This is a genomic window from Streptomyces sp. RKND-216, assembly GCF_004795255.1.
Lineage (GTDB): Bacteria > Actinomycetota > Actinomycetes > Streptomycetales > Streptomycetaceae > Streptomyces > Streptomyces hazeniae.
The window spans coordinates 2,460,366-2,485,965 of the sequence record NZ_SSBQ01000002.1 but is presented as its reverse complement, the minus strand read 5'-3'; the positions used below and the strand labels follow the sequence as shown (position 1 = coordinate 2,485,965).

Sequence of the window (25,600 nt, the reverse complement as noted above, 5' to 3'; positions counted from 1 at the left end):
GCGTGTGAGACTGTGCCGCCACGCTGCCGGGTAGGTCCCGCGCACCACGGCGCGGAGCTGTCGACCGGCCCCGCGCACGGGCGCCGGCGGAGCTCGCGGGTAGATTCGACCCGCGGCGCGCCCCGGCGCGCCGCGTGTCCGTCCGGACACGTACCGACATGCACCGACCCGTCCCGGCCCGCACCGCTGTGTACCGGCGCGCGACGTGTACCGGCACGCACGCGCCCGTGACGGAACGGGCGGCCAGGACCGCACCGGACCCGGAGGAAGGAAAGACGCGATGGACCGAGTGGCGCTGCACGGCCTGCGTGCCCGCGGGCATCACGGCGTGCTTCCGCGGGAACGGGAAGAGGGACAGACCTTCGTCGTGGACGTCGACATGGGCGTGGACACCCGCGCCGCCGCGACCGGCGACGACCTGGCCCGGACCGTGCACTACGGCGTGGTGGCCGAGGAGGTCGCGGCCGTCGTGTCGGGCGAGCCGGTCGACCTGATCGAGACGCTCGCCCAGCGCATCGCCGACGTCTGCCTCGCGCACGAGGCCGTCGCCGAGGTGCGGGTCGTGGTGCACAAGCCCGACGCCCCCGTCACCGTGCCCTTCGACGACGTGACCATCACCATCCAGCGGAGCCGCGCATGACGCCGAACAGTGACCCGACCGTACAGCCGGTGCCCGCCTCCGTCGTGCGCCAGGTGGATGCGGCCGACATCACCCTCAGCAACCCCAAGCACGCCGTGATCGCCCTCGGCAGCAATCTCGGCAACCGCCTGGAGACGCTGCAGAGCGCCGTCGACGCGCTCGCCGACACCCCCGGCCTCAAGGTGAAGGCGGTGTCCCCGGTCTACGAGACCGAGCCGTGGGGCGTCGACCCCGCGAGCCAGCCGGCGTACTTCAACGCAGTCGTCCTCGTCCGCACCACGCTGCCACCCGGCTCGCTGCTCGAACGCGGCCACGCCATCGAGGAGGCGCTGGAGCGGGTGCGCGACGAACGCTGGGGGCCGCGCACCATCGACGTCGACATCGTGTCCTACCAGGACGTGATCTCCGACGACCCGCTGCTCACCCTGCCGCACCCGCGCGTGCACGAACGGGCCTTTGTCCTCGCGCCGTGGCACGATGTCGACGCGGAGGCCGAGGTGCCCGGCCGCGGCCAGGTCGCCGACCTGCTGACGGCCGTGGGGCGCGAAGGGGTCTCCGCGCGCAACGACCTGGAACTGAGCCTGCCCGACTGAGCGTTGGTGTCCGCGTGAGAGAACTGCGAATCAGGGTTCTGGCGGGCGTCTTCGCGGTCGCCGCCGTCCTCGGCTGGGCGCTGGCCGGACTGCTCGATCGCTGGGGCGCGCTGCCGAGCGTGCCGGTCGCCGCGCCCGTCGTGCTGGCCGTCATCGCGACCGTGCTCCTCGCGACCGCGCTCGGCCTGCGCGCCCGGCTGAAGGCGCAGCGGGAGCGGCAGCCCGGTGCGAAGGGCGTCGACCCGATGATGGCCGCCCGCGCCGTCGTCTTCGGCCAGGCCAGCGCGCTCGTCGCGGCGCTCGTCGCCGGCCTCTACGGGGGGACCGGCGTCTTCCTGCTGCTCAGCGACATCGAGGGGCCGGCGCGTCGCGCGGACACGCTGTACGCGGGCCTGTCCGTCGCAGCGGCCGTCGCCGTCGTCGCGACGGCTTTCCTCCTCCAGCGCGTCTGCCGCCTCCCGGACGACGACAACGACGACCCCCAGGCTCCCGCCGCCGCGTAGCGCCGCGCCCGCCCGCCCCGTCCTGCGTGCGGGCGCCCACGTGGTGCTTGGGTCGTGCTCGCGTCGTGCCTGCGAGAGCGGGGAGCGGCTACGCGCCGGTGATGGAGTGCAGGTCGACGTCCTCGCGGGGGACGTCGCGTTCGTCGGCGTCGACGGACCGGCGCAGCGCCTCGTGCAGCCGGGCCGGGGTGAGGACGCCCGCGAAGCGGGAGCCGTCGCCGTCGAGGACAGCGACCCAGCCGGCGTCGTACTGGAGCATCGTGCTGAACGCCTGCTTGAGGGAGGCCCCGAGCGGCAGCCACGCCTTCATCCGGCGGGCGTGGTCGCGGACGGTCCCGCCGCCGGAGGCGGAGACCTCGTCGGCGTCGATCCACCCGTGCAGGCTGCCGTCGTGGTCGAGCACGACGGCCCACCGCGCCCCGTCGGCGCGCATCCGGTGGGCGGCGTCCGACACCGCGTCGTTCCTGCGCACGACGGGCGGCTGCACCAGGTCGCCGGGCTCGATCGGTGTCACCGACAGCCGCTTCAGCCCGCGGTCCGCGCCGACGAAGTCCGCCACGTAGGGCGTCGCCGGGGCGCCCAGCACTTTCGCGGGCGGGTCGAGTTGCTCGATGCGCCCCTCGCCGTAGACGGCCATCCGGTCGCCGAGCCGGACGGCCTCCTCGATGTCGTGGGTGACGAAGAGCACCGTCTTGCGCACCTGCGCCTGCAGTTTGAGGAACTCGTTCTGGAGGTGTTCGCGCACGACGGGGTCGACCGCGCCGAACGGCTCGTCCATCAGCAGGACGGGCGGGTCGGCGGCCAGTGCCCGCGCGACGCCGACCCGTTGCCGCTGCCCACCGGAGAGCTGGTCGGGGTAGCGGTCGCCGAAGACCGAAGGGTCGAGTCCGACGAGGTCGAGCAACTCCGCCGCCCGCTTCCGCGCCTGCGCCTTCTTCACGCCCAGCAGGTGCGGCACGGTCGCGGTGTTGTCCAGCACGCTGCGGTGCGGGAAGAGCCCGACCTGCTGGATGACGTAGCCGATGCGCCGCCGCAACTCCACCGGGTCGACCCCGGCGATGTCCTCGCCGTCGACCAGGATGCGGCCGGAGGTCGGCTCGATCAGGCGGTTCACCATCTTCATGGTGGTGGTCTTGCCGCAGCCGGACGGGCCGACGAGCGTCACCATCTCGCCCTCGGCCACCTCGAAGGTCAGGTCGTCCACGGCGACCGTGCCGTCGGGGTATCGCTTGCCGACGCTCTCGAAACGAATCACACTCGTCATACTGACAGGTGATCGTGAGGCGTGTCCGGGTACGTCCGCCCACAGACCGGAAAGCGCGCGCACCGGCGAAACGGGATGGGAGCCCTGGTGGCCTCGAGGGACTGCCTCAGAGACAACGACTGGATATGCGCCGAGTACCTGCGCTCCCGCAGCGGAGAACTCGCCGACGCGACGATCCAGCACATCGGCATCGCGGCCGTCTCGGTCGTGCTCGCCGTGCTGGTCGCCTTCCCCCTGGCACTCGCCGCCCGCCGCTGGCGGGCCGCTCGCGAACCCGTCCTGGGGCTCACGACGGTGCTCTACACCATCCCGTCGCTGGCGATGTTCGCGCTGCTGCTGCCCGTCTTCGGTCTCTCCGTCTCGGTCGTGGTGACCGGGCTGGTGCTGTACTCGCTCACCATCCTGGTGCGCAACATCCTGGCCGGCCTCGACGGCGTGCCCGCCGAGGCCCGGGAGGCGGCACGCGGCATGGGGTACGGCCCGGGACGGATGCTGTTCGAGGTGGAACTCCCGCTCGTCGTCCCCGCCCTCATGGCGGGCGTAAGGATCGCCACGGTCTCCGCCGTCTCGCTGACCACGGTGGGCGCCATCGTCGACTACGGCGGCCTCGGCAACCTCATCTACAGCGGGCTCCAGACCGTCTTCAGGGCACAGGTGCTCACCGCGTCCGTGCTCTGCGTGGTGCTCGCCGTGCTAGCCGACCTGCTGCTGCTCTGGCTCCAGCGCGCGCTGACGCCGTGGACCCGGCACCGGGCCACCGCGGGGAAGGGCTGAACCATGGGCGTAATCCAGGGAGCCTGGACCTGGCTGACGACAGACGGCAACTGGACCGGCGACGGCGGTGCGCTGGCGCTGCTCGGCGAGCACCTCTACCTGACCGCGGTCTGCCTCGGTATCGCCGCGGCCGTGGCGCTGCCCACGGCCGTGTGGCTCGGCCACATCGGACGCGGCGGGCCGCTGGCCATCAACCTGTCCAACGTCGGCCGTGCCGTCCCCACCTTCGCGGTGCTCGTGCTGCTGATGCTCACCCCGCTCGCCACCGTCGGCGGCGGCGACCTGCCGACGATCGTCGCGCTCGTGCTCTTCGCGATCCCGCCGCTGCTCACCAACGCCTACGTGGGCATGCGCGAGGCCGACCGGGAGGTCGTGGAGGCGGCCCGTGGGATGGGCATGTCCGGTGGACAGTTGCTGTTTCGCGTCGAACTGCCGCTGGCGTACCCGCTGCTGATGACCGGAGTCCGGTCGGCCGCCGTGCAGGTGGTCGCCACCGCGACGCTCGCCGCGATGGTCGGCGGCGGCGGCCTGGGCCGCATCATCACCGCCGGCTTCAACACCTACGACACCGCCCAGGTGGTGGCCGGCGCGGTCCTGGTGGCCCTGCTGGCGCTCCTGGTCGAACTGGCGATGATCGCACTCGGCCGCGTCCTGGACCCGATGCGCGGACGTCGCGGCGGCACGCGTACGAACGGCCGCGGCGGGGAACCGGCCGACGAGGACGGTCACGACCGTACGGGTGCCGCACCGGAACGCGAGTCGCTGAAGGCGCCCGTCTGACCGCCTTCCGTGGCATGCTGACGCCTCGCACATATCGAACAGATGGACGGTGAAGAACGTGATCGGGACGACCAGAGGGACCCGCGCACGCCGCGGCGCGCGCGCCGCGGCGGCCGCCGGGACGGTGGCGCTGCTGGCCGCCGGCCTGGCCGCCTGCGGCGGCGGGGAGAGCCTGGAGGAGCAGGGCGGCGCCTCCGACGGAGGCGGCGGGAAGTCGCTGGTGATCGGCTCGGCCGGGTTCACCGAGTCCAAGGTCCTCGCGAACCTCTACGCCCTGGCGCTGGAGGACGCGGGCTTCGACACGACCATCAAGACGGTCGCCAACCGCGAGCTGTACGAGCCGGCGCTGGAGAAGGGCCAGATCGACGTGGTGCCGGAATACGCCGCCACGCTCGCCGAGTTCCTCAACGCCCAGGTCAACGGCGCCGACGCCCCGGCCGAGAACCCGGTGGCCTCCAACGACGTGGAGACGACCGTCGCTGCCCTGGAGAAGCTCGCCGGGAAGCGGGGCCTGAAGGTGCTCGACGCGGGCGAGGCCGTCGACCAGAACGCCTTCGCCGTCACGAAGGAGTTCGCGGCGAAGCACGATCTGGAGACTCTCTCCGACCTCGGCGAGGCCGGCGTCGAGGTGCGCCTCGCCGCGGGTGACGAGTGTGTGGAACGCCCCTTCTGCCAGCCGGGCCTGGAGAAGACCTACGGCATCGACGTCTCCGAGGTCGACCCCAAGGGCGTCGGCACCACCCAGGCCAAGCAGTCGGTGAAGAACGGCACCAACGACATGGTGCTCACCACCACCACCGACGCCACCCTGGAGGACTTCGGGCTGGTGCTGCTGAAGGACGACGAAGGCCTCCAGAACGCCGACAACGTGCTCCCCGTCGTCAACGCGAAGGACGCGGGCGGGACGAAGGTCGCCGAGGCCCTCGACGGCGTCACCGCTGCGCTCACCACGCAGGACCTGATCGGCCTCAACCGCCAGGTCGACGCCGACCGCCGCAAGCCGGAGGACGTCGCCCGCACCTACCTGGAGGACGAGGGACTGCTGGACGGCTGACCGCCGGGGCCGCACGGGACGCGCCCGCCGGACCGATGACCGGCCGATAACAATGCCTTCGTGAGGTGTCGCACAGCGGGGCACACACGGTAAATTTCAGGCCATGCCACGTGGACGTCATCGCCATGAGCAGCCACTGCACCGTCTCCTCCCACCAGCGGCGGTCGCGGCGGCTGCTCTGGCGTGTGCGGGCGGCGCCTGGCTCGTCGGCCCCGCCGGACTCGGCGACACCGACACCGTGGTGCTGCGCGGCCTGGCCGCCGCTGCCGCACTCGCGGCCGTGACCGGCGCCGTCCTCACCCGCCGCTGGGACCGTCGGGCGGGCCGTCGCGTCGCCGAACTCGACGCGCGCCGCGCGAGCATGGAGTGGCGCGCGGAGGAGCGGGAGGCCGAGCACGAGGCGGCACTCGAGGAGGCGCGCGAACTGCGCGCCGCGGTGGAGCGGAAACTCACCGCCAGGCGGGCGGAGTTGGGCCGCCTCCGCACCGAGCACGCTGCGCTGCTGCGGCGGTATGCCAACGCCGAGACCGAGCGGGCCAGCGCCCTGGAGGGCCGCCGCCTGCTGGAGCTGGAGGCTGCGGCGCCCGTGCGCGCGGCGCTCACCTCCGGCGCGGCCGACCACCGCAGCGCGTCGGGAGCCCCGACACCGCTGACCTACCTTCAGGCGAGCGAGGCCCTGCGGCATCTGCGGCGCAGCGCGGAGCGGCAGCGGAGGCTCCGGGCCGTCGAGGGCAGCGAGGCTGACGGGCCGCCGACGTCGGCATCCCCGGCCGCTGCCGCCGTGCCGGTGCCGCCTCCCGCGGTGCGTCCGGCGCCCGACCCCCGCCGGCCCGGCGGCGGCTTCGACTTCTTCGGAGCCGCCGGGGCGAAGCCCGCCGGGGCCGGCCGTGCGTCGGGCCCGGCGCCGCGCCGCGACGCCGGTTCTCCCGGAACCGCGGAGGACGCCGAGCCCGAACCCGCTCCCCGCTCCCGCCGGGCGCACGCGGCGGGCAAGGTCGTCGACCTCGCCGACGGTGCCGCCCTGGACATCACCGAGCTCCGCGGCGCTCTCCCCTGATACCGGGCTGCGGGTCGCGGGCCGCCGCCCGCGCCGGCCGACCCCGGCCGCCGCGCGTCAGCGGGACCCGTCGCCGGCGCGGACCAGGCCCGTCTCGTACGCGAGGACGACCGCCTGCACCCGGTCCCGCAGGCCCAGCTTCCCCAGGATGCGCCCCACGTGCGTCTTCACCGTCGCTTCGGACAGCACCAGCCGCGCCGCGATCTCCCCGTTCGACAGGCCCTGGGCGATGAGCACCAGCACCTCGCGTTCCCGGTCGGTCAGCCGTTCCAGCTCGCGGGCGACGGGCTGTTCCACCGCCGAGGGCAGCACGGTGGAGAAGCGGTCGATAAGCCGCCGGGTCGTGCTGGGCGCGACGACCGCGTCGCCGCTGTGCACGGAGCGGATCGCGGACAGCAGCTCGTCCGGGGGCACGTCCTTGAGCATGAACCCGCCGGCCCCCGCCTTGAGCGCGCTGAACGCGTACTCGTCCAGGTCGAAGGTGGTGAGGATGAGCACCTTCGGCGCGCCCGGCCCGCCCTCGCCGCCGCAGATCCGCCGGGTGGCCTCGACACCGTCGAGGTTGGGCATCCGCACGTCCATGAGCACGACGTCGACCGCCCGGGAGCGCAGCACGTCGAGCGCCTCCGCCCCGTCGCCCGCCTCGGCGACCACCTCCATGTCCGGCTGGGCGGCCAGCACCATGCGGAAGCCGGTGCGCAGCAGTGCCTGGTCGTCGACCAGCATCACGCGGATGGTCGTCGTCATCGTGTTCCCTTTCCCACGGTTCCCCCCTCGGAGCCCGGCGGCCGGGCGCGGTCTCACTGCGTTCCGCCCCTGAGCGGCAGGAGGGCGCTGATCCGGAAGCCGCCACCCGGTCGCGGCCCCGCCTGGAGGCTGCCGCCCACCATGCCGACGCGTTCCCGCATGCCGATGAGGCCCTGCCCGAGCCCGTCCGCGCCGCCGTCCTCGTACAGCTCGGACTGCGCGCCCCGTCCGTCGTCCTCGGCCAGCAGTTCCAGCTCGCCGTCGCCGTACGTCAGCCGCACGTTCGCGCCCACGTGCGGGCCGCCGTGCTTGCGGGTGTTGGTCAGCGCCTCCTGGACGATGCGGTACGCCGTCAGTTCGACGCCGCTGGGCAGGGGGCGGGGCGTCCCCTCGATGGCGAACTTGACCGTCACCCCGGTGCCGCGCACCTGGTCGACGAGTTCGGCGAGCTGTTCCACGCCTGGCTGCGGCACGTACTCGTCGCCGTCGCGGCCCTGCTCGCCGTCGCCGGTGCGCAACACGCCTAGCAGACGGCGCATCTCGGCGAGCGCCTGCCGCCCGGTGCCGGAGATGGTCTGCAGCGCCTGGCGCGACTGCTCCGGCGCGCTGTCCAGCACGTACGCGGCGCCGTCCGCTTGGACCACCATCACCGACACGTTGTGCGCCACGACGTCGTGCAGCTCGCGCGCGATGCGGGCCCGTTCGGCGGCCACCGCGACCTTCGCCTGGGCCTCGCGTTCCTTCTCGAGCCGGGCGGCACGCTCCTCCAGCTGCTGGTAGTACGCCCGGCGGGTGCGCAGCGAGTCGCCCATCACCCAGGCCAGGGCGAAGGGCACGGTGAGGAACAGCCAGCCGAGCACGGTCTGCGGGGCGGACTGCTCGGGCGGCCAGCGCAGCGTGGCGATGAGCGGTGCCAGCAGGCCGCCGACCAGGGCCAGCCGCGAGGCCCAGCGCACGTGCCGGGAGGCGACCGTGAAGATGATCACCAGGAAGGCGAAGTCGCCGGGGTTGGTCTCCACCCCGGTGATCAGCTGGGCGATGCCGGTGCCGATCGCGAGCAGCAGCATCTTCTCCGGGGCGCGCCGCCGCAGCGCGACCACCAGCGACAGCGCCAGGGCGATGGGGACGGCCGCGATCCGCTGAGCCGTGCTGTCCGCCATTCCGGTGGCCTGCGGGGGTGCGGCGATGCTCGCCACGATCCACACCGCCGACGGCAGGAGCAGGACGAGCGCCCAGAGGCTGTCCACCCAGGTCGGGTGACGGCGGACGAACTCGTAGATGCGGTGCACGTGACCCAGCGTATGCAGGCCGGGCACGTGCCGGGGTCAGCCGTGAAGCGGATCCTCCGGCCCGCGCCTACTCCGCAAGGTGGAGGCGCCGCCCGCCCCCGCGCCGCGCCCCCGCGCGTACCGTGAGCTGCGTGACGGACGCAGAAACGGAACCTCCGCGCCGGTGGCGGACGGCGATGACGGACAGCCTGTACGCGACACCGCACGGCTTCTTCGTGCGCGAGGCGCCTGGAGCGCACTTCCGTACCTCCGTCCACGTGTCGCCGCTGTTCGCACGGGCGGTGACACGGCTGCTGCTGCGCCTCGACGAGGCGCTGGACCGGCCCCGCGAGCTGACCCTGCTCGACGTCGGTGCCGGGCGGGGCGAGCTGCTCGCACAGGTCGCGGAGGCCGTGGCGGAGGACGATCCGCACGGTCTCGCCCGGCGGCTGCGGCGGGTGGCCGTGGAACGCGCGCCCCGCCCGGACGGGCTGGACCCCGGCATCGCCTGGCAGCACGTGCTGCCGCCGCCCGGCTCCGTCACCGGACTCCTCTTCGCGAACGAGTGGCTGGACAACGTGCCGCTGGACGTCGTCGAGGCGGACGACGCGGGCGTCGTGCGGTACGTCCATGTGGACCGGGAGGGGAGGGAGTCCGCAGGCGAGCCCGTCGCCGAGGAGGACGCCGCGTGGCTGCGGCGCTGGTGGCCGCTGGACGCCGAGCCGGGTCTGCGCGCCGAGATCGGCCTGCCCCGGGACGTCGCCTGGACGTCGGCCGTCCGCACGCTCCGGCGCGGACTGGCCGTCGCCGTGGACTACGCGCACACCCGGGCCGACCGCCCGCCGCTGGGCACGCTCACCGGATACCTCGACGGCCGGGAGGTGCCGCCCGCGCCGGACGGGGCCCGTGACCTGACCGCGCACGTCGCCGTCGACGCGTGCGCGGCCGCCGCGGGCGGGCCGTGGCGCACGCTCACCCAGCGGGAGGCACTGCACGACCTCGGCGTGCACGGCGGAAGACCGCCCCTGTCTAGGGCGTCCACGGACGCCCTGGCGTACGTGCGGGGGCTCCGCGACGCCTCGCAGGCGGCGGAGCTCACGGACCTCGCCGGCTTGGGCGCCTTCACCTGGCTGACCCGTCCGGTCGACGTGCCCGACCTCTTCGGCGCCCCCGCGCAGACTCACGCCGTGGCCGGGCCCGGCGGCTGACGCCGCCCGGCCCGTGCCCGTGCGGTCCGGGGCGATCCGCCGGACAGGGCCTACGTCAGCCAGCGCTCCGGGCGGGCCGTGCGCCGGCCCGTGCGGGACCGCTCGGCCTGGGCGGCGACCAGGGCACGGGCCTCGTCCGCGTCGCGCAGCCGCGCCCTCGCCCAGCCGTTCGCGCCGTGGTCCACGGCGACGTCGGCCAGCCCCAGCCGCCGCTGCCACGGCCCCTGTTCGGAGCGGACGCTCTGCACCTTCGCGTGCGGCACCAGCTCGGTCTGCCGGCGCACACGTCCGCTGCGTGTGGCGAAGACGGTGGCGGTCACGCCGTGGGCGTAGGAGCGCCACCAGAACGGGGCGCACCAGCGGGCCCGCGGCGGCGCGGGCGACAGTGCCGCGGCGACCGCGTCCAGCTCCACGCCGGGCAGCGCGCGTGCCAGCACCCGTGCGGCGTCCGCCCGGGTCGCCACCGGCAGCAGCACGCCGCCGCGCTCCTTCCCGGCGCCCGCGACCTGCAGCTCGACCCGCACCCAGCCGCGTCGCCGCCACAGCAGCGGCTCGACGACCCGCACGTACTGGATGCGGCCGGGGGGCACCGTCTCGTGCGCCCGGTCGAGCAGGCCGCGATCGATGCGCAGGCCGTCCGGCGACTCCTGGACGGTCCAGTCGAACTCCTTCAGCACCCGTCCGGCGGTGTTGCCCCACATCGCGCCCGCGAGCGGTAGGACGGCCGCCAGCGCGGGCCACACGTTGCCGGTGGCCGTGTAGATCAGGGCCGGGACCAGCACCACAGCCACGAGCAGCAGCCAGCCGCCGGACAGCAGCAGCACTGAGACGATCAGCATCCGGGGGGTGACGCGCAGCAGGTCGCGGGCCGGGGCCTCGCCCGCCGTCGGTGCGGCCTCGGGCGCCATCCCGGCGGCGCGGGCGAGCAGTTCGGCGCGGAGCGCCACCGCCTCCTGTTCGCCGAGGAACGCCAGCTCGTCCTTGGCATCGGCGCCGACCACGTCCAGTTTCAGCTTGGCGACCTGCGCGATCCGCGCCAGCATCGGACGGCCGACGTCCACCGCCTGGATGCGGTCCAGCCGGATGTGCGCGGTGCGGCGGAAGAGCAGGCCGGTGCGGATGCGCAGCTCGGTGTCCGTGACCAGGTAGCTGGTGTACCACCAGGACAGGAAGCCGTACGCGGCGGCGACCGGCACCAGCACGGCGAACGCCGCCAGCAGCCAGCCGAGCGTCAGCTGCTCGAACCACTGCCGGGTGCGTTCGAAGTCCTGGAAGGTGAAGGCGGCCAGGCCGGCGATCGGCGCCCAGGTGCGGCGCCAGGGCGTTACCGGGTGCAGCCGCTTGCCCTCCGGCCGTCTCTCGGCCGCCCCCGAGCCCTCCGGCCCACGGCCGGTGCCCTTCGCCTCTGCGTCGCCCTCGATGACGGGCCGGGTGACCGGCGCGCCCTCCCCGCTGCTCACAGCCCCGCCGATCGGGCCTCGCCCAGCTCGGTCAGCCGGTCCCGGAGCCGTTCCGCCTCCTCGGGGGTGAGCCCGGGGATCGTCGCGTCCGTGGTGGCGGCCGCGGTGTGCAGCTGGAGCGTGGCCAGCCCGTACCGCCGCTCCAGCGGGCCGGAGGTGACCTCGACCAGCTGCATCCGGCCGTACGGGACCACCGTGATCTCGCGCCACAGGACGCCGTGCGCGATCAGCAGGTCGTCCGCGCGTTCGGCGTAGCGCCAGGACCGCCAGTTGCGGGCGAGGGCGCCCCAGCCCCAGGCGGCGAAGCCGAGCGGCACCAGCGCGGGCAGCGCCCACACCGGCCCGGCCAGCAGGCCGGGGAGCCCGCCGGCCAGCGCGGCGATCGGGAGCAGCGTGCTCAGCAGCACCACCCGTCGCAGCGGCAGCAGCGCGGGTTCCAGGCCCCGCCACTCGTCGGTTGCGGGCAGCGGGGCCGCCGCGTCCCGTGCGCCCGGGGCGTCCGGGGTGCCTCGTTCACCGTGCCCGTCATCCGTCGCCGTCGTCATGCGCTCAACCCTAGGTTCCCGCACCGCCGCCCGTATCCGCCCGGAGGAGGACGTGCGGGCCGCCCGTCTCCTCCTCGCCGCCGCGGTGCTGACAGACTGGACGTCATGACGCAGACGACGACGGTCGGCATCGGGGGCGCCGCGGAGAGCACCGATATGGTGCTCAACATCGGCCCGCAGCATCCGTCCACGCATGGTGTGCTGCGGCTGCGGCTCACCCTGGACGGCGAACGCATCGGCGCGGCCGAGCCCGTCATCGGCTACATGCACCGCGGCGCGGAGAAGCTGTTCGAGGCGCGTGACTACCGTCAGATCATCGTCCTGGCCAACCGCCACGACTGGCTGTCCGCCTTCTCCAGCGAGCTGGGCGTCGTCCTCGGCGTCGAACGCATGCTCGGCATGGAGGTGCCCGAGCGCGCGGTGTGGCTGCGCACCCTCCTCGCCGAACTCAACCGGGTCCTCAATCACCTGATGTTCCTCGGCTCCTACCCCCTGGAACTCGGCGGCATCACGCCCGTCTTCCACGCGTTCCGCGAGCGCGAGGAGCTGCAGAACGTGATGGAGGAGGTCTCCGGCGGGCGCATGCACTACATGTTCAACCGGGTCGGGGGCCTGAAGGAGGACCTGCCCGCCGGCTGGCTCGGCCGCGCCCGCCGCGCCGTCGCCGACGTCCGGTCCCGGATGGACGTCTTCGACCGCCTCGTCCTCGGCAACGAGATCTTCCGCGGCCGCACCCGCGACGTGGGCATTCTCGCGCCGGAGACCGTGCACGCGTACGGCGTCAGCGGGCCCCTCGCCCGTGCCTCCGGCGTCGACTTCGACCTGCGACGGGACGAGCCGTATCTGGCCTATGGAGAGCTGGGCGACGTGCTCCGGGTGGTGACCCGCCCGGAGGGCGACTGCCTGGCCCGGTTCGAGGTGCTGCTCGGCCAGGCCCACAACTCCCTCGACCTCGCCGACGCCTGCCTCGACCGCATCGCCGACCTCCCGCCCGGTCCCGTCAACCAGCGGCTGCCCAAGGTGCTCAAGGCCCCCGAGGGCGCGACCTACACCTGGACCGAGAACCCGCTCGGGCTCAACGGCTACTACTTGGTCTCCAAGGGCGAGAAGACGCCCTACCGCCTGAAACTGCGCTCCGCCTCCTACAACAACATCCAGGCCCTCACCGAACTGCTCCCCGGCACCCTGGTCGCCGACATGGTCGCTATCCTCGGCTCCTTCTTCTTCGTCGTCGGCGACATCGACAAGTAGCGCACGGGGCGCCGCTCCGGCTCGCGGATCCCGGCGGACGGGCCGTCCGGCTCGTCACACCGCGCCCGGCCCGGCCGCGGCCAGGGCATAACATGGCCGGGAACGTCCGGTACCCGGCAGCGGACCGGAACGGCAAACGGAAGGTTCCACTCCGTGCACCCACAGCACCCGTCCGGAACGGGCCGGCAGCCGGAGGCCGCGCGCGCCGAGGACCGGCCGGCGCGCCTCGCCGTGGGCGTCGTCGGCGCCGGCCGCGTCGGCTCGGCGCTGGCCGCCGCGCTGCGGCAGGCCGGCCACCGGCCGGTGGCCGCGTCCGGCGTCTCCGACGCCTCCCGCCGCCGCGCCGAGACCCTGCTCCCCGGAGTGCCGCTGGTCGACCCCGGCGAGGTGCTGGCCCGGTCCGACCTCGTCCTGCTCACCGTCCCCGACGACGCGCTGCCCGGCCTGGTCACCGGACTCGCCGGGACCGGCGCCGTACGGCCCGGCCAGCTCCTCGTCCACACCTCCGGCCGCTACGGCATCGACGTCCTCCGGCCGGCGCTGCAGGCAGGAGCCCTGCCACTCGCCCTGCACCCGGTGATGACCTTCACCGGTACGCCGGTCGACGTGCAGCGGCTGGGCGGCTGCTCGTTCGGCGTGACCGCGCCGGAGGAGCTGCGGCTCGCCGCCGAGGCGCTGGTCATCGAGATGGGCGGGGAACCGGAGTGGATCGCCGAGGAGGTCCGCCCGCTGTACCACGCCGCCCTGGCGCTCGGCGCGAACCACCTGGTCACCCTGGTCGCCCAGTCGATGGAACTGCTCCGCGAGGCGGGCGTCGGCGCCCCCGACCGGATGCTCGGCCCGCTGCTCGGCGCCGCCCTCGACAACGCGCTGCGCTCCGGCGACGCGGCCCTCACCGGGCCCGTCGCCCGCGGCGACGCCGGCACGGTAGCCGCCCACATCACCGAACTCCGCGCCCACGCGCCGCACGCTGTCGCCGGCTACCTCGCGATGGCCCGTACGACCGCTGACCGGGCGCTCGCGCACGGCCTGCTCAAGCCGGAACACGCCGAGGACCTGCTGGACGTGCTGGGCGCGTCCGGCAACGAGAGCGGAGGCACGCGATGACGACATCCGGCTCCGGAAGCCGTACGGACACGCGTCCCGGGGCCGCCCCGGCCGTCACGCCCCGCCTCGCCCGCAGCGCGGCCGCGCTGCACGCGGCGCTGCCGCGCCGGCGAGGCGCCGACGCCGGACGCCGTGCGGTCGTCATGACCATGGGCGCCCTGCACGACGGCCACGCCGCACTCGTCCGCGCCGCGCGCGAGGCCGTGGGAGACCGCGGGCAGGTGCTCGTCACCGTCTTCGTCAACCCGCTCCAGTTCGGTGCCGGAGAAGACCTCGACCGGTACCCGCGCACCCTGGACGCCGACGTCGTCCTCGCCGTCGACGCGGGCGCCGACGTGGTCTTCGCCCCCGGCGTGGGCGAGGTCTACCCCGGCGGAGAGCCGCAGGTGCAGATAGCCGCCGGACCCATGGGGGAGCGCCTGGAGGGTGCCTTCCGCCCCGGCCACTTCGACGGGATGCTCACCGTCGTCGCCAAGCTCCTCCACCTGACCGAGCCCGACCTGGCCTTCTACGGCCGCAAGGACGCGCAGCAGCTCGCCCTGATCCGCCGCATGGTGCGGGACCTGAACTTCCCGGTGGACATCGTCGGCGTGGACACGGTCCGCGAACCCGACGGTCTGGCGCTGTCCAGCCGCAACCGGTACCTCGCGCCGCAGGAGCGGCGGGCGGCGCTCGCGCTGTCCCGCGCACTGTTCGCGGCGCGCGACGCGGTGGCCCGGGGCGCCGGACCGGAGGACGCCCGCGCGGCCGCGCACCGCGTGCTCGCCCCGGCGGCCGACGGCACGCCCCCGGTGACCCTCGACTACCTCACGCTGGTCGACCCGTCCGACTTCACGGAAGCCGCTGCCGCCTTCACCGGCGAGGCGGTCCTCGCCGTCGCGGCCCGCGTCGGCACCACGCGGCTTATCGACAACATCCCCCTCCCCTTTCCGGAGGGTTCCACGTGATCCGGCCCCCGGCGTTCCCTCCCCCGTCGTTCCACGTGGAACCGTCCGCCGCTGCCGGTGCGGGGCCGCAGCCTTTCCGTGCCGCAGGAGGCCCCGCATGAGCAGCCGCACCGGCATACCCGGCGCCGGCCCGGGAGGGCGCGCGCCGCGCGCGGCGCTCGTCGCCCCCGCGCCCGGCTGGACCCTGGACGCGGACGTCGTGGTCGTCGGCTCCGGCGTCGCCGGCCTCACCGCCGCCCTCCGCTGCGCGGACACCGGCCTGCGCACCGTGGTCGTGACCAAGGCGCGGCTCGACGACGGTTCGACCCGCTGGGCGCAGGGCGGCATCGCCGCGGCCCTGGGCGAGGGCGACACTCCGGAGCAGCACCTCGACGACACCCTGGTCGCCGGGGCCGGCCTCTGCGACGAGGAGGCCGTGCGCACTCTGGTCACGGACGGCCCCGCCGCCGTCCGGCGGCTGATCGCGGCCGGCGCCCAGTTCGACCTCTCCGCCACCACCGGCGAGATCGCTCTCACCCGCGAGGGCGGGCACCACCGCAGCCGCATCGCGCATGCCGGGGGCGACGCGACCGGCGCGGAGATCTCCCGGGCCCTCGTCGCCGCGGCCCGCGCGAAGGCCGTCCGCACCGTCGAGAACGCGCTCGTCCTCGACCTGCTCACCACCCCGGACGGCCACACCGCGGGCGTCACGCTGCACGTGATGGGCGAGGGCCAGCACGACGGCGTGGGTGCCGTGCGGGCGCCGGCCGTCGTCCTGGCGACCGGCGGTATGGGGCAGATCTTCTCGGCCACCACCAATCCGGCCGTCTCCACCGGTGACGGCGTCGCCCTCGCGCTCCGCGCCGGCGCGGAGGTCAGCGACGTCGAGTTCGTGCAGTTCCACCCGACCGTGCTCTACCTGGGACCCGACGCCGAGGGGCAGCAGCCGCTGATCTCCGAGGCGGTACGCGGTGAGGGCGCGCACCTGGTCGACGCCGACGGCGTGCGGTTCATGCAGGGGCAGCACGAACTCGCCGAACTCGCCCCCCGGGACATCGTCGCGAAGGGCATCATGCGGCGGATGCGCGAGCAGGGTGCCGCCCACATGTACCTGGACGCCCGCCACTTCGGTGCGGTGATGTGGGAGTCGCGGTTCCCGACGATCCTCGCCGCCTGCCGTGCGCACGGCATCGACCCGGTCACCGCCCCGATCCCGGTCGCCCCCGCCGCGCACTACGCGTCCGGCGGCGTGCGCACCGACCTGCACGGCCGGACGACCGTCCCCGGGCTGTACGCGTGCGGCGAGACCGCGTGCACCGGCGTCCACGGCGCCAACCGCCTGGCCTCCAACTCCCTTCTGGAGGGCCTGGTCTTCGCGGAGCGCATCGCGGACGCCGTGGCGGACGCGCGCATGACGGCTTCTGCCCCCGAAGAGGCGCGCGAAGAGGCCACGCCCGGCGCGACCGCCACCGCGCACGCCCCGCTGCTCCCTCCCGAGGCACGGGCCGAGATCCAGCGGATCATGACGCACGGCGTGGGCGTGCTCCGGTCCGCGGACAGCCTCGCCCGTGCGTCCGCCGCGCTCGACGCGCTGCCCGCCGCCGGTTCGGCCGCCGCCCCCGCGAAGACCGCCGAACCCGGCGTCGACACCTGGGAGACCGCCAACCTCCACCTGGTCGCGCGCGCCCTGACCGCCGCCGCCCTCCGCCGCGCCGAGACCCGCGGCTGCCACTGGCGCGAGGACCGTCCCGACCGGGACGACGCCGCCTGGCGCCGCCATCTCGTCATCACCCTGCGCCCCGACGCGCAGAGCCCTACGCTCGACACGCTCGACCTCACCACGACCGACTCGACGGTCTTCCCGCCCGTAAGCCCGGTCATCCGCAAGGAGTACCCGTGACCAGCCCCTCCTCCGACGAAGAACGCCGTCCGCAGCCCGTGGACGTGCCGCTGCTCCAGATCGGCGGCCCGGCCGCCGGTGCCGCCCCGTCCGCGTCCGGCGGCTGCGGCGACGCGTGCGGCTGCGGTGCGGGCGGAGCGGACGACGACGTCTTCGACCCGCTGGACTGCGGTCTCGACCCCGACCTGGCCCGGCTGCTGGTCGACGCCGGTCTGGACCCGGTGCAGGTGGAGGACGTCGCGCACCTGGCCATCGAGGAGGACCTCGACCACGGCGTGGACGTGACGACCGTGGCGACCGTGCCCGAGGACGCCGTCGCCGTCGGCGACTTCACCGCCCGCGAGGCGGGCACCGTCGCCGGTCTGCGCATCGCCGAGGCGGTGCTGTCGGTGGTGTGCACCGACGAGTTCGAAGTCGAGCGGCACGCCGAGGACGGCGACCGCGTCACGCCGGGCCGGAAGCTGCTGACCGTCCGCACCCGAACCCGCGACCTGCTGACGGGCGAACGCAGTGCCCTCAACCTTCTCGGCCGCCTCTCCGGGATCGCCACGGCCACCCGCGCCTGGGCCGACGCCCTCGCCGGCACGTCCGCCCGGGTGCGCGACACCCGCAAGACGACCCCCGGGCTGCGCGCGCTGGAGAAGTACGCCGTGCGCTGTGGCGGCGGCGTCAACCACCGCTTCTCCCTCTGCGACGCGGCGCTGATCAAGGACAACCACGTCATCGCGGCCGGCGGCGTCGCGCAGGCATTCAAGGCGGTGCGGGAGGAGTTCCCCGGGCTGGAGATCGAGGTCGAGGTCGACCGCCTCGACCAGATCGAACCCGTCCTCGCGGAAGGCGCCGACCTGATCCTGCTCGACAACTTCACCCCCGAGGAGACCGCCGAGGCCGTCGGCCTCGTCGCCGGGCGCGCCCGGCTGGAGTCGTCCGGACGGCTGACCCTCGCCGACGCGGCCGCGTACGCCGCGACCGGCGTCGACTACCTCGCCGTGGGCGCGCTGACTCACTCCTCACCCGTCCTCGACATCGGCCTGGACCTGCGCGACGTCACCGGCGACCGGCCCGCCGGCGCGGGGGAGGGCGCCTGACCATGCTGCTCACCATCGACGTCGGCAACACGCACACCGTCCTCGGCCTCTTCGACGGCGAGGACATCGTCGAGCACTGGCGCATCTCCACCGATGCCAGCCGTACGGCCGACGAACTGGCCGTCCTGCTCCAGGGCCTGATGGGCATGCACCCGCTGCTCGGCGAGGAGCTCGGCGACAACATCGAGGGCATCGCCATCTGCTCCACGGTCCCGGCCGTGCTGCACGAACTGCGCGAGGTCACCCGCCGCTACTACGGCGACATCCCCGCCGTGCTCGTCGAGCCCGGTGTCAAGACCGGGGTGCCGATCCTGATGGACCACCCCAAGGAGGTCGGCGCCGACCGCATCATCAACGCGCTCGCCGCCGTCGAGCTCTACGGCGGCCCCTGCGTCGTCGTCGACTTCGGCACCGCCACGACGTTCGACGCGGTCTCCGCGAAGGGGGAGTACGTCGGCGGCGCGATCGCCCCCGGCATCGAGATCTCCGTCGACGCGCTCGGCGTCCGCGGCGCCCAGCTGCGCAAGATCGAGCTGGCCCGCCCGCGCAGCGTCATCGGCAAGAACACGGTCGAGGCCATGCAGGCCGGCATCCTGTACGGCTTCGCGGGCCAGGTCGACGGTGTCGTCCGGCGGATGGCCGCCGAGCTCGCGGACGACCCCGACGACGTCACGGTCATCGCCACCGGAGGGCTGTCGCCCATGGTGCTCGGCGAAGCCGAGCTCATCGACGAGCACGAGCCCTGGCTCACGCTGGTGGGCCTCCGTCTGGTCTACGACCGCAACGTCGCGCGCTGAGGGCGGCGGACGCCGCCGCGCCTGCGGGCCCCCGCCGCGGGGAAGGGCGTGGAGGACGTCCGTCCGCCACGCCCGCAGAATGGGCGATAATGCACTTTAGTCGGACAAGCTCGTACAGTCGGACCATGCCTACGCCCTACGGTTCCCGAGGTGGCATGGCGTTCAGCGCGGACGAGCTGCGTGTGCTCCGAGGCGCCCTCGCCGTAGCCCTCCAGTCCAGCCGCGCCTCCGCATGGGAGGTCCGGGAGGTCCTGCAGCTCACCGAATCCCTCGACGAGGCCGAGCGCGAGGGGCACCGGCTCCGGTCCTTCCTCCTCGCGGATCTCGCCCGCTACCGCGCCGCCCTGCCGGGCACCGCGGGCGGGTACCTCGACCTGCTCGACGGCGCCCTCGCGGCCGGCTACCTGCCTCGTCCGGAAGACCTGAACGCCCTCCGTACGCTCGCCCGGGCGCCTGCCGGGCGGACCGCGTCCGAACGCCGCGCGGAACTCCTGCGGCGCTGCGAGAGCCTCGCCGAGCAGGTCGTACGTGGCCGGCTGCTCGTCCTGCCCGGCGGGCGCGCCGCCGTGCGGGCGGAGCCGGACCTGGCCGAGGAGAAGCCCAAGCGGGACCCGAAGAAGGAGCCCCCCAAGGAGCCGCGCCGGGAACCGGCCAAGCCCGCGCCGCAGCCGGGCCGCCGCCCCGTCCCGACCCCCGGCGAGGTCTTCCCCCCGCGGCGCCGCCCCTCCACCACCCCGCCCGAGGAGGCCCACGCGCTCCCCGCCTGACCGCCGTACGTCGTCGCCGAACACGACCCCGCCCCCATCGGTCGGCACTGGGCGGACGGGGCTTCCTCGAGCCGTCCGGGGTCCGGTGGAGGGGAGACGCACCGAACGGGATGCCCGAGGGCCGCTCGCTCGCCGTGGCCGGTACCCGTGCCGGAACGGTGCAGGGGGCTCGCCTGCCACGCCCTGCGTCGCGGTGCGGCGCCCGGACCCGGCACGCAGGGGTGCAGATGCCGCCCGCCCCCCAGATGCCGGCGGCCCGGCGCTAGGCTGAAGGGCGCACATGCGCCCGCACGCGCCCCTTCGCAAGGAGCCCCCGGCATGGACTACGTCGCCGCCCTCACCCCGCCCCTCGTCATGGCGATCGGCTTCACCGCCCTCGTGGTGACGATCGTGAAGAACCAGGGCGGTGCCAACAAGGCGAAGGAGGACGCCGCCGTCGACGCGGCACTGGACTCCGCCGCCGACGGCGCGCACCGTCCGGTCGCCGCCCGCTCCGCCTCTTCCGCGGACGCGGCCGCGCGCGCAACGGACAGCTGAATTCATCCCATCTGCGCCTATTATTCTCCCGTGCCTCGGCCATTGGGAGAGTTGGAAGACGCCGTGATGACGCGGGTATGGCAGTGGAACCGCCCAGTCACCGTGCGGGAAGTCCTGGAAGATCTGCAGGAGCAGCGGACGATCGCGTACACCACCGTGATGACCGTAATGGACAACCTTCACCAGAAGGGCTGGTTGCGACGGGAGCAGGAGGGGCGGGCCTATCGATATGCGGCTGTCTCCACGCGGGCCGCGTACTCCGCTGCCCTGATGCATCAGGCGTGGTCGGCGAGCGGCAACAGTGCCGCCGCTCTCGTGGACTTCTTCGGCATGATGTCGGCCGAACAGTCGGAGGCGCTGCGGGCTGCTCTGCGGGTCGTACAGCTGAGCGGTGTGCGCGTCGACTCGACGTAGAGATAGCGTCGCGGTATGGCAGATCCCCGGACCACTCCAGAAGCCGCGACGACCGCCCCTTCACCGAACGTCGACCGGAACGCGAAGCGGAACACCGACCGGAACGCCGACGCAAACGCCGGGACGAACGCGGCGCGCGACCGGGCAGACGCGCACGGTCTCGAGAAGGCGCCTGTCGCGGTGACGGTGCGGCGCGCGCGAACGAGTGATGTCCGTACCGTCCGCCGGCTCCTCGACGCCTACTCGCGGGACCGCATCCTGCTCGACAAAGCCACGGTGACGCTTTACGAGGACATCCAGGAGTTCTGGGTGGCGGAACGCGACCACGACGCGGAGGTCGTCGCCTGTGGTGCGCTGCACGTGATGTGGGAGGACCTGGCCGAGGTCAGGACGCTCGCCGTGGACCCCGGTCTGAAGGGCACCGGCGTCGGCCACCAGCTCCTGGAGAAGCTGGTGCAGACCGCGCGCTGGCTCGGAGTGCGCCGCATTTTCTGCCTCACCTTCGAAGTCGAGTTCTTCACCCGGCACGGCTTCACGGAGATCGGTGAGACGCCGGTGGACGGTGATGTCTACAGCGAGCTGTTGCGTTCCTATGACGAAGGCGTCGCGGAGTTCCTCGGTCTCGAACGGGTGAAGCCGAACACCCTCGGCAACAGCCGGATGCTCCTGCATCTGTAGCAGTCAGATGTCCGAAAGGTCCCGCTGTGCGGAGCGGCGATCGCCCGGGAAGTCGGCCGAGGGTTTGTGTTTCCCGGAGAAAAGCGGTTTCCTTCCATCGTCGGTATCTGTAATCCGTATTCGAAGACGAATGGGAGAACCCCGTGGCGCAGAAGGTGCAGGTGCTTCTTGTCGACGACCTCGACGGCGGCGAGGCGGACGAGACGGTGACCTTTGCTCTGGACGGCAAGACCTACGAGATCGACCTCAACACCGGCAACGCGGACAAGCTCCGTGACGCGCTGGCTGACTTCGTGAAGGCCGGTCGCCGTACCGGTGGCCGTTCTTCCCGCGGAAAGGGCGGGCGTTCCTCGTCCGGTAGCCCCGACACCGCGAAGATCCGCGCCTGGGCGAAGGAGAACGGTTACGAGGTCAACGACCGCGGGCGCGTTCCCGCGACCGTGCGGGAGGCCTACGAAAAGGCCAACGGCTGACGCCGGAGCAGAGCGCGGTGGCATTCCGTCGCCGCGGCGTCGACGAGGCGTACGAGATCGGGCGCACCCGCGGTCGGGCGGCCGATCGACACGGCGGGGAGCCGCTGCCTCCCGTCAGGTCCCGGCTGGGGAGGCCGCAACCACACCGCGGCCTCCCACGGACTTCCGCCGCCCTCCGGCCGGCCTGCCCCGCCGACGGGTGCGGGCATGCGGGCGCCCGCGCCCAGGGCCGCCAGCCCGGCCCTGTGGGGCAGCGTGCCCCACTCGAGCCAGCGAAGCAGCCCTGGGAGCTCCTCGGCGGCCCCCTCTGCGACGATCAGCCACATGTCCGCCCCGGCCCGCACTGCGGGCCCCGCGGTCCGCGTGCGGGCCAGCAGCGGCATCCCGGCCGCCGCGGAAAGCCGAAGGGCGTCGAAGCACACGCCCAGTGCGAACCAGGGCGCTCGCCCCGGGGCCGGTGGGTCCGCGCGCTTCCTCCCACCACTCCCACGACGCCCGCCACTGCGATTCCGGAGTGCGCGGCTGCGGGATCAGCGGGCTCCGGGCCGGTGGGCGAGGACGGTGCGCCCGCTGCGGGTCCGGCGGACGCGGGCCGGTCGGCGCGGCGGCCCGGTCGGCAGGGGGTTGTGGTGCGCGAAGCTGATTCGGTCATGGCCGGAGCAACTGCGGAAGCCGCCCCCGGTCACGCCCCGGTCCTGTTGCGGCCGCCGCCCCGCCGTCGGCCCGGCCCGCAAGAGTGTTCGCCATGAGCTGATCCGTTCGCGACACAGCGTGCACGACGCATGGACTGTCGGTGCCGGAGGGTAAGAAGTCCCTAGTGGGACGGGGGTGTGAGACGACGATGGAGGACCATGGCGGGCGTGTCGACGCGGGGCCGTTCGCCGTCGGCGTAGTGGATCAGGGTGAATGCGCCTGGCCTGCGGGAACATCGTCTCGCACCATCGGGTTGGTACTGGTGCCGGCCGTCCTGGGCGGGAGCCTGCGGGCGGCTGTCGGCAGTTGGAATGAGCGGTCCCCCGTTGCGGGACTAAGCTGCGGAAGGACGGGGAGGGGACCGACCCCTTCTTGCCTGACCGCTCTGAGGAGCGATTAACGATGTTCGAGAGGTTCACCGACCGCGCGCGGCGGGTTGTCGTCCTGGCTCAGGAAGAAGCCCGGATGCTCAACCACAACTACATCGGCACCGAGCACATCCTTCTGGGACTGATCCACGAAGGAGAGGGTGTCGCCGCTAAGGCCCTGGAGAGCCTCGGGATTTCGCTCGAGGCAGTCCGCCAGCAGGTGGAGGAGATCATCGGCCAGGGCCAGCAGGCGCCCTCCGGCCACATCCCCTTCACGCCTCGTGCCAAGAAGGTCCTGGAGCTGTCGCTCCGCGAGGCCCTTCAGCTCGGCCACAACTACATCGGGACCGAGCACATCCTGCTCGGCCTGATTCGCGAGGGCGAGGGTGTCGCCGCCCAGGTCCTCGTGAAGCTGGGCGCGGACCTCAACCGGGTGCGGCAGCAGGTCATCCAGCTGCTCTCCGGTTACTCCGGCGGCAAGGAGGCGGCCACGGCAGGCGGCCCCGCCGAGGGCACGCCGTCCACCTCTCTCGTGCTGGACCAGTTCGGCCGCAACCTGACGCAGGCCGCCCGCGAATCCAAGCTCGACCCGGTCATCGGGCGCGAGAAGGAGATCGAGCGGGTCATGCAGGTGCTGTCCCGCCGCACCAAGAACAACCCGGTGCTCATCGGCGAGCCCGGCGTCGGCAAGACCGCCGTCGTCGAAGGGCTGGCGCAGGCCATCGTCAAGGGCGAGGTGCCCGAGACCCTCAAGGACAAGCACCTCTACACCCTCGACCTGGGCGCGCTGGTCGCCGGTTCCCGCTACCGCGGTGACTTCGAGGAGCGCCTGAAGAAGGTGCTCAAGGAGATCCGCACCCGCGGCGACATCATCCTGTTCATCGACGAGTTGCACACCTTGGTCGGCGCCGGCGCCGCCGAGGGCGCGATCGACGCCGCCAGCATCCTCAAGCCGATGCTGGCCCGTGGCGAGCTGCAGACCATCGGTGCCACGACGCTCGACGAGTACCGCAAGCACCTGGAGAAGGACGCGGCCCTGGAGCGCCGTTTCCAGCCCATCCAGGTGGCGGAGCCGTCGCTGCCGCACACCATCGAGATCCTCAAGGGCCTCCGCGACCGGTACGAGGCGCACCACCGCGTCTCCATCACCGACGCCGCCCTGGTCGGCGCGGCCACACTCGCCGACCGGTACATCTCCGACCGCTTCCTGCCGGACAAGGCGATCGACCTCATCGACGAGGCCGGCTCGCGCATGCGCATCCGCCGGATGACCGCGCCGCCGGACCTCCGCGAGTTCGACGAGAAGATCGCGAACGTCCGCCGGGACAAGGAGTCCGCGATCGACTCGCAGGACTTCGAGAAGGCCGCCTCGCTCCGCGACACGGAGAAGCAGCTCCTCGCCCAGAAGGCGAAGCGGGAGAAGGAGTGGAAGGCCGGCGACATGGACGTCGTCGCCGAGGTCGACGAGGAGCTCATCGCCGAGGTCCTCGCCACGGCCACCGGCATCCCGGTCTTCAAGCTGACCGAGGAGGAGTCCTCGCGCCTGCTCCGCATGGAGGACGAGCTGCACAAGCGCGTCATCGGGCAGAGGGACGCCATCAAGGCGCTGTCGCAGGCCATCCGGCGTACCCGCGCGGGCCTCAAGGACCCGAAGCGGCCCGGCGGCTCGTTCATCTTCGCCGGCCCGTCCGGCGTCGGTAAGACGGAGCTGTCCAAGACGCTCGCCGAATTCCTCTTCGGCGACGAGGACGCGCTGATCTCCCTCGACATGTCGGAGTTCAGCGAGAAGCACACCGTCTCCCGGCTGTTCGGCTCCCCGCCCGGCTACGTGGGCTACGAGGAGGGCGGCCAGCTCACCGAGAAGGTGCGCCGCAAGCCGTTCTCCGTGGTCCTCTTCGACGAGGTCGAGAAGGCCCACCCGGACATCTTCAACTCGCTGCTGCAGATCCTGGAGGACGGTCGCCTGACCGACTCCCAGGGCCGGGTCGTGGACTTCAAGAACACGGTCATCATCATGACCACCAACCTCGGCACCCGTGACATCTCCAAGGGCTTCAACCTCGGCTTCGCCGGCCAGGGTGACGTCAAGACCGGCTACGAGCGCATGAAGGCCAAGGTCAACGACGAGCTGAAGCAGCACTTCCGCCCGGAGTTCCTCAACCGTGTCGACGACACGGTGGTCTTCCACCAGCTCACGCCCGAGGACATCATCCAGATCGTGGACCTGATGATCGCCCAGGTCGACGAGCGGCTGAAGGACCGGGACATGGGTATCGAGCTGTCCACGGAGGCCAAGGAACTGCTCGCCAAGAAGGGCTACGACCCCGTGATGGGCGCCCGGCCGCTGCGCCGGACGATCCAGCGCGAGATCGAGGACCTGCTGTCGGAGAAGATCCTCTTCGGCGACCTGCGTCCGGGCCACATCGTGGTCGTCGAGACGGAGGACGGCGAGGACGGCGAGAAGGGCTTCACCTTCCGCGGCGAGGAGAAGTCGACGCTCCCCGACGCGCCTCCCGCGGAGGCTGCGGCCGGCGGCTCGACGCCGAACCTCTCGAAGGAGTAATCCTCCTCCGACCGCTCACCGACCCCCGGGGCCTGGCATCACTGATCACTGATGCCGGGCCCCACCCCTTTCCCGCAGCGGGGCGGGCCCGGCCCTCCACACCTCACGCCGCCCCATGGCGCCCTCGCAGGGCGAGGCACCGCCG

General features: G+C 73.2%; 25 protein-coding genes. 20 read left to right on the top strand and 5 right to left on the bottom strand.

Annotated elements, in window-relative coordinates; translation table 11 throughout:
* Positions 1 to 280: 280 nt before the first annotated feature.
* Genes folB through E4198_RS10990 form a run of 3 tightly spaced genes read left to right on the top strand, consistent with a single transcriptional unit; the run spans position 281 to position 1,736 of the window.
* The gene (gene folB / locus E4198_RS11000) at positions 281 to 640 is read left to right on the top strand and encodes a dihydroneopterin aldolase (protein ID WP_136182992.1); all 360 of its coding nucleotides are present in this window, start codon (positions 281 to 283) and stop codon (positions 638 to 640) included.
* Positions 637 to 1,233: a 2-amino-4-hydroxy-6-hydroxymethyldihydropteridine diphosphokinase gene (folK, locus tag E4198_RS10995; RefSeq protein WP_136182991.1), complete on the top strand. Its 597-nt coding sequence runs from the start codon at positions 637 to 639 to the stop codon at positions 1,231 to 1,233. The genes folB and folK overlap by 4 nt, the downstream gene beginning before the upstream one ends.
* 14 nt (positions 1,234 to 1,247) lie before the next feature.
* Entirely contained in the window at positions 1,248 to 1,736 is a 489-nt protein-coding gene (locus E4198_RS10990; protein WP_027764117.1) for a DUF3180 domain-containing protein, read from the top strand.
* An 88-nt stretch (positions 1,737 to 1,824) separates the two neighbouring features.
* On the opposite strand, the gene E4198_RS10985 is transcribed toward E4198_RS10990, so the two are convergent.
* A complete protein-coding gene (locus E4198_RS10985; RefSeq protein WP_136185314.1) occupies positions 1,825 to 2,991 on the bottom strand; it encodes a betaine/proline/choline family ABC transporter ATP-binding protein in 1,167 nt (388 codons plus the stop codon).
* A gap of 96 nt (positions 2,992 to 3,087) precedes the next feature.
* On the opposite strand from E4198_RS10985, the gene E4198_RS10980 reads away from it, so the two are divergent.
* From E4198_RS10980 to E4198_RS10965, 4 genes are all read left to right on the top strand, one after another.
* Positions 3,088 to 3,774, top strand: a complete 687-nt coding sequence (locus tag E4198_RS10980; protein WP_136182990.1) for an ABC transporter permease — start codon at positions 3,088 to 3,090, stop codon at positions 3,772 to 3,774.
* A gap of 3 nt (positions 3,775 to 3,777) precedes the next feature.
* Positions 3,778 to 4,554 carry an ABC transporter permease gene (locus E4198_RS10975; RefSeq protein WP_136182989.1) on the top strand — a complete coding sequence of 259 codons (777 nt, stop codon included), beginning with the start codon at positions 3,778 to 3,780 and terminating at the stop codon, positions 4,552 to 4,554.
* Between the two features lie 124 nt (positions 4,555 to 4,678).
* Entirely contained in the window at positions 4,679 to 5,608 is a 930-nt protein-coding gene (locus E4198_RS10970; protein ID WP_136185313.1) for an ABC transporter substrate-binding protein, read from the top strand.
* Between the two features lie 103 nt (positions 5,609 to 5,711).
* Complete coding sequence (locus E4198_RS10965; RefSeq protein ID WP_136182988.1) at positions 5,712 to 6,665, top strand: hypothetical protein; 954 nt, start codon at positions 5,712 to 5,714, stop codon at positions 6,663 to 6,665.
* Positions 6,666 to 6,722: 57 nt separating this feature from the next.
* Here E4198_RS10965 and E4198_RS10960 read toward each other — a convergent pair whose 3' ends face one another.
* Positions 6,723 to 7,412, bottom strand: coding sequence for a response regulator transcription factor (locus E4198_RS10960; RefSeq protein ID WP_136182987.1), 690 nt, complete (start codon positions 7,410 to 7,412; stop codon positions 6,723 to 6,725).
* Positions 7,413 to 7,465: 53 nt separating this feature from the next.
* On the bottom strand, positions 7,466 to 8,701 hold the full coding sequence (locus tag E4198_RS10955) for a sensor histidine kinase (RefSeq protein ID WP_136182986.1): 1,236 nt from the start codon (positions 8,699 to 8,701) through the stop codon (positions 7,466 to 7,468).
* Between the two features lie 176 nt (positions 8,702 to 8,877).
* On the opposite strand from E4198_RS10955, the gene E4198_RS10950 reads away from it, so the two are divergent.
* Positions 8,878 to 9,888, top strand: a complete 1,011-nt coding sequence (locus E4198_RS10950; protein ID WP_136185312.1) for an SAM-dependent methyltransferase — start codon at positions 8,878 to 8,880, stop codon at positions 9,886 to 9,888.
* A 50-nt stretch (positions 9,889 to 9,938) separates the two neighbouring features.
* Here E4198_RS10950 and E4198_RS10945 read toward each other — a convergent pair whose 3' ends face one another.
* Positions 9,939 to 11,348 carry a PH domain-containing protein gene (locus E4198_RS10945; protein WP_348771297.1) on the bottom strand — a complete coding sequence of 470 codons (1,410 nt, stop codon included), beginning with the start codon at positions 11,346 to 11,348 and terminating at the stop codon, positions 9,939 to 9,941.
* The gene (locus E4198_RS10940) at positions 11,345 to 11,893 is read right to left on the bottom strand and encodes a PH domain-containing protein (protein ID WP_136182985.1); all 549 of its coding nucleotides are present in this window, start codon (positions 11,891 to 11,893) and stop codon (positions 11,345 to 11,347) included. Before E4198_RS10940 ends, E4198_RS10945 begins: the two co-directional genes overlap by 4 nt.
* Before the next feature lie 105 nt (positions 11,894 to 11,998).
* On the opposite strand from E4198_RS10940, the gene E4198_RS10935 reads away from it, so the two are divergent.
* The 12 genes from E4198_RS10935 (at position 11,999) to E4198_RS10875 (ending at position 25,455) form a co-directional block, all read left to right on the top strand.
* The gene (locus E4198_RS10935; protein ID WP_136182984.1) at positions 11,999 to 13,144 is read left to right on the top strand and encodes an NADH-quinone oxidoreductase subunit D; all 1,146 of its coding nucleotides are present in this window, start codon (positions 11,999 to 12,001) and stop codon (positions 13,142 to 13,144) included.
* 153 nt (positions 13,145 to 13,297) lie between these two features.
* A complete protein-coding gene (locus E4198_RS10930; protein ID WP_136182983.1) occupies positions 13,298 to 14,251 on the top strand; it encodes a DUF2520 domain-containing protein in 954 nt (317 codons plus the stop codon).
* A complete protein-coding gene (panC, locus tag E4198_RS10925) occupies positions 14,248 to 15,198 on the top strand; it encodes a pantoate--beta-alanine ligase (protein WP_136182982.1) in 951 nt (316 codons plus the stop codon). Before E4198_RS10930 ends, panC begins: the two co-directional genes overlap by 4 nt.
* Positions 15,199 to 15,295: 97 nt before the next feature.
* Positions 15,296 to 17,077 (top strand): L-aspartate oxidase, encoded by a 1,782-nt coding sequence (locus tag E4198_RS10920; protein ID WP_136182981.1) that lies wholly within the window; start codon positions 15,296 to 15,298, stop codon positions 17,075 to 17,077.
* Positions 17,074 to 18,165 carry a carboxylating nicotinate-nucleotide diphosphorylase gene (gene nadC / locus E4198_RS10915; RefSeq protein WP_136182980.1) on the top strand — a complete coding sequence of 364 codons (1,092 nt, stop codon included), beginning with the start codon at positions 17,074 to 17,076 and terminating at the stop codon, positions 18,163 to 18,165. The genes E4198_RS10920 and nadC overlap by 4 nt, the downstream gene beginning before the upstream one ends.
* Before the next feature lie 2 nt (positions 18,166 to 18,167).
* Positions 18,168 to 18,962 carry a type III pantothenate kinase gene (locus tag E4198_RS10910; protein ID WP_136182979.1) on the top strand — a complete coding sequence of 265 codons (795 nt, stop codon included), beginning with the start codon at positions 18,168 to 18,170 and terminating at the stop codon, positions 18,960 to 18,962.
* Between the two features lie 125 nt (positions 18,963 to 19,087).
* Positions 19,088 to 19,729, top strand: a complete 642-nt coding sequence (locus E4198_RS10905; RefSeq protein WP_136182978.1) for a hypothetical protein — start codon at positions 19,088 to 19,090, stop codon at positions 19,727 to 19,729.
* 318 nt (positions 19,730 to 20,047) lie between these two features.
* The gene (locus E4198_RS10900; RefSeq protein ID WP_136182977.1) at positions 20,048 to 20,266 is read left to right on the top strand and encodes a hypothetical protein; all 219 of its coding nucleotides are present in this window, start codon (positions 20,048 to 20,050) and stop codon (positions 20,264 to 20,266) included.
* A gap of 30 nt (positions 20,267 to 20,296) precedes the next feature.
* Positions 20,297 to 20,680 carry a BlaI/MecI/CopY family transcriptional regulator gene (locus E4198_RS10895; RefSeq protein ID WP_136182976.1) on the top strand — a complete coding sequence of 128 codons (384 nt, stop codon included), beginning with the start codon at positions 20,297 to 20,299 and terminating at the stop codon, positions 20,678 to 20,680.
* A gap of 180 nt (positions 20,681 to 20,860) precedes the next feature.
* Complete coding sequence (locus E4198_RS10890) at positions 20,861 to 21,358, top strand: amino-acid N-acetyltransferase (RefSeq protein WP_247597901.1); 498 nt, start codon at positions 20,861 to 20,863, stop codon at positions 21,356 to 21,358.
* A gap of 143 nt (positions 21,359 to 21,501) precedes the next feature.
* Positions 21,502 to 21,831: an Lsr2 family protein gene (locus tag E4198_RS10885; protein WP_027764100.1), complete on the top strand. Its 330-nt coding sequence runs from the start codon at positions 21,502 to 21,504 to the stop codon at positions 21,829 to 21,831.
* A 1,095-nt stretch (positions 21,832 to 22,926) separates the two neighbouring features.
* Positions 22,927 to 25,455 carry an ATP-dependent Clp protease ATP-binding subunit gene (locus E4198_RS10875; protein ID WP_136182974.1) on the top strand — a complete coding sequence of 843 codons (2,529 nt, stop codon included), beginning with the start codon at positions 22,927 to 22,929 and terminating at the stop codon, positions 25,453 to 25,455.
* The last annotated feature ends 145 nt before the right edge of the window (positions 25,456 to 25,600 follow it).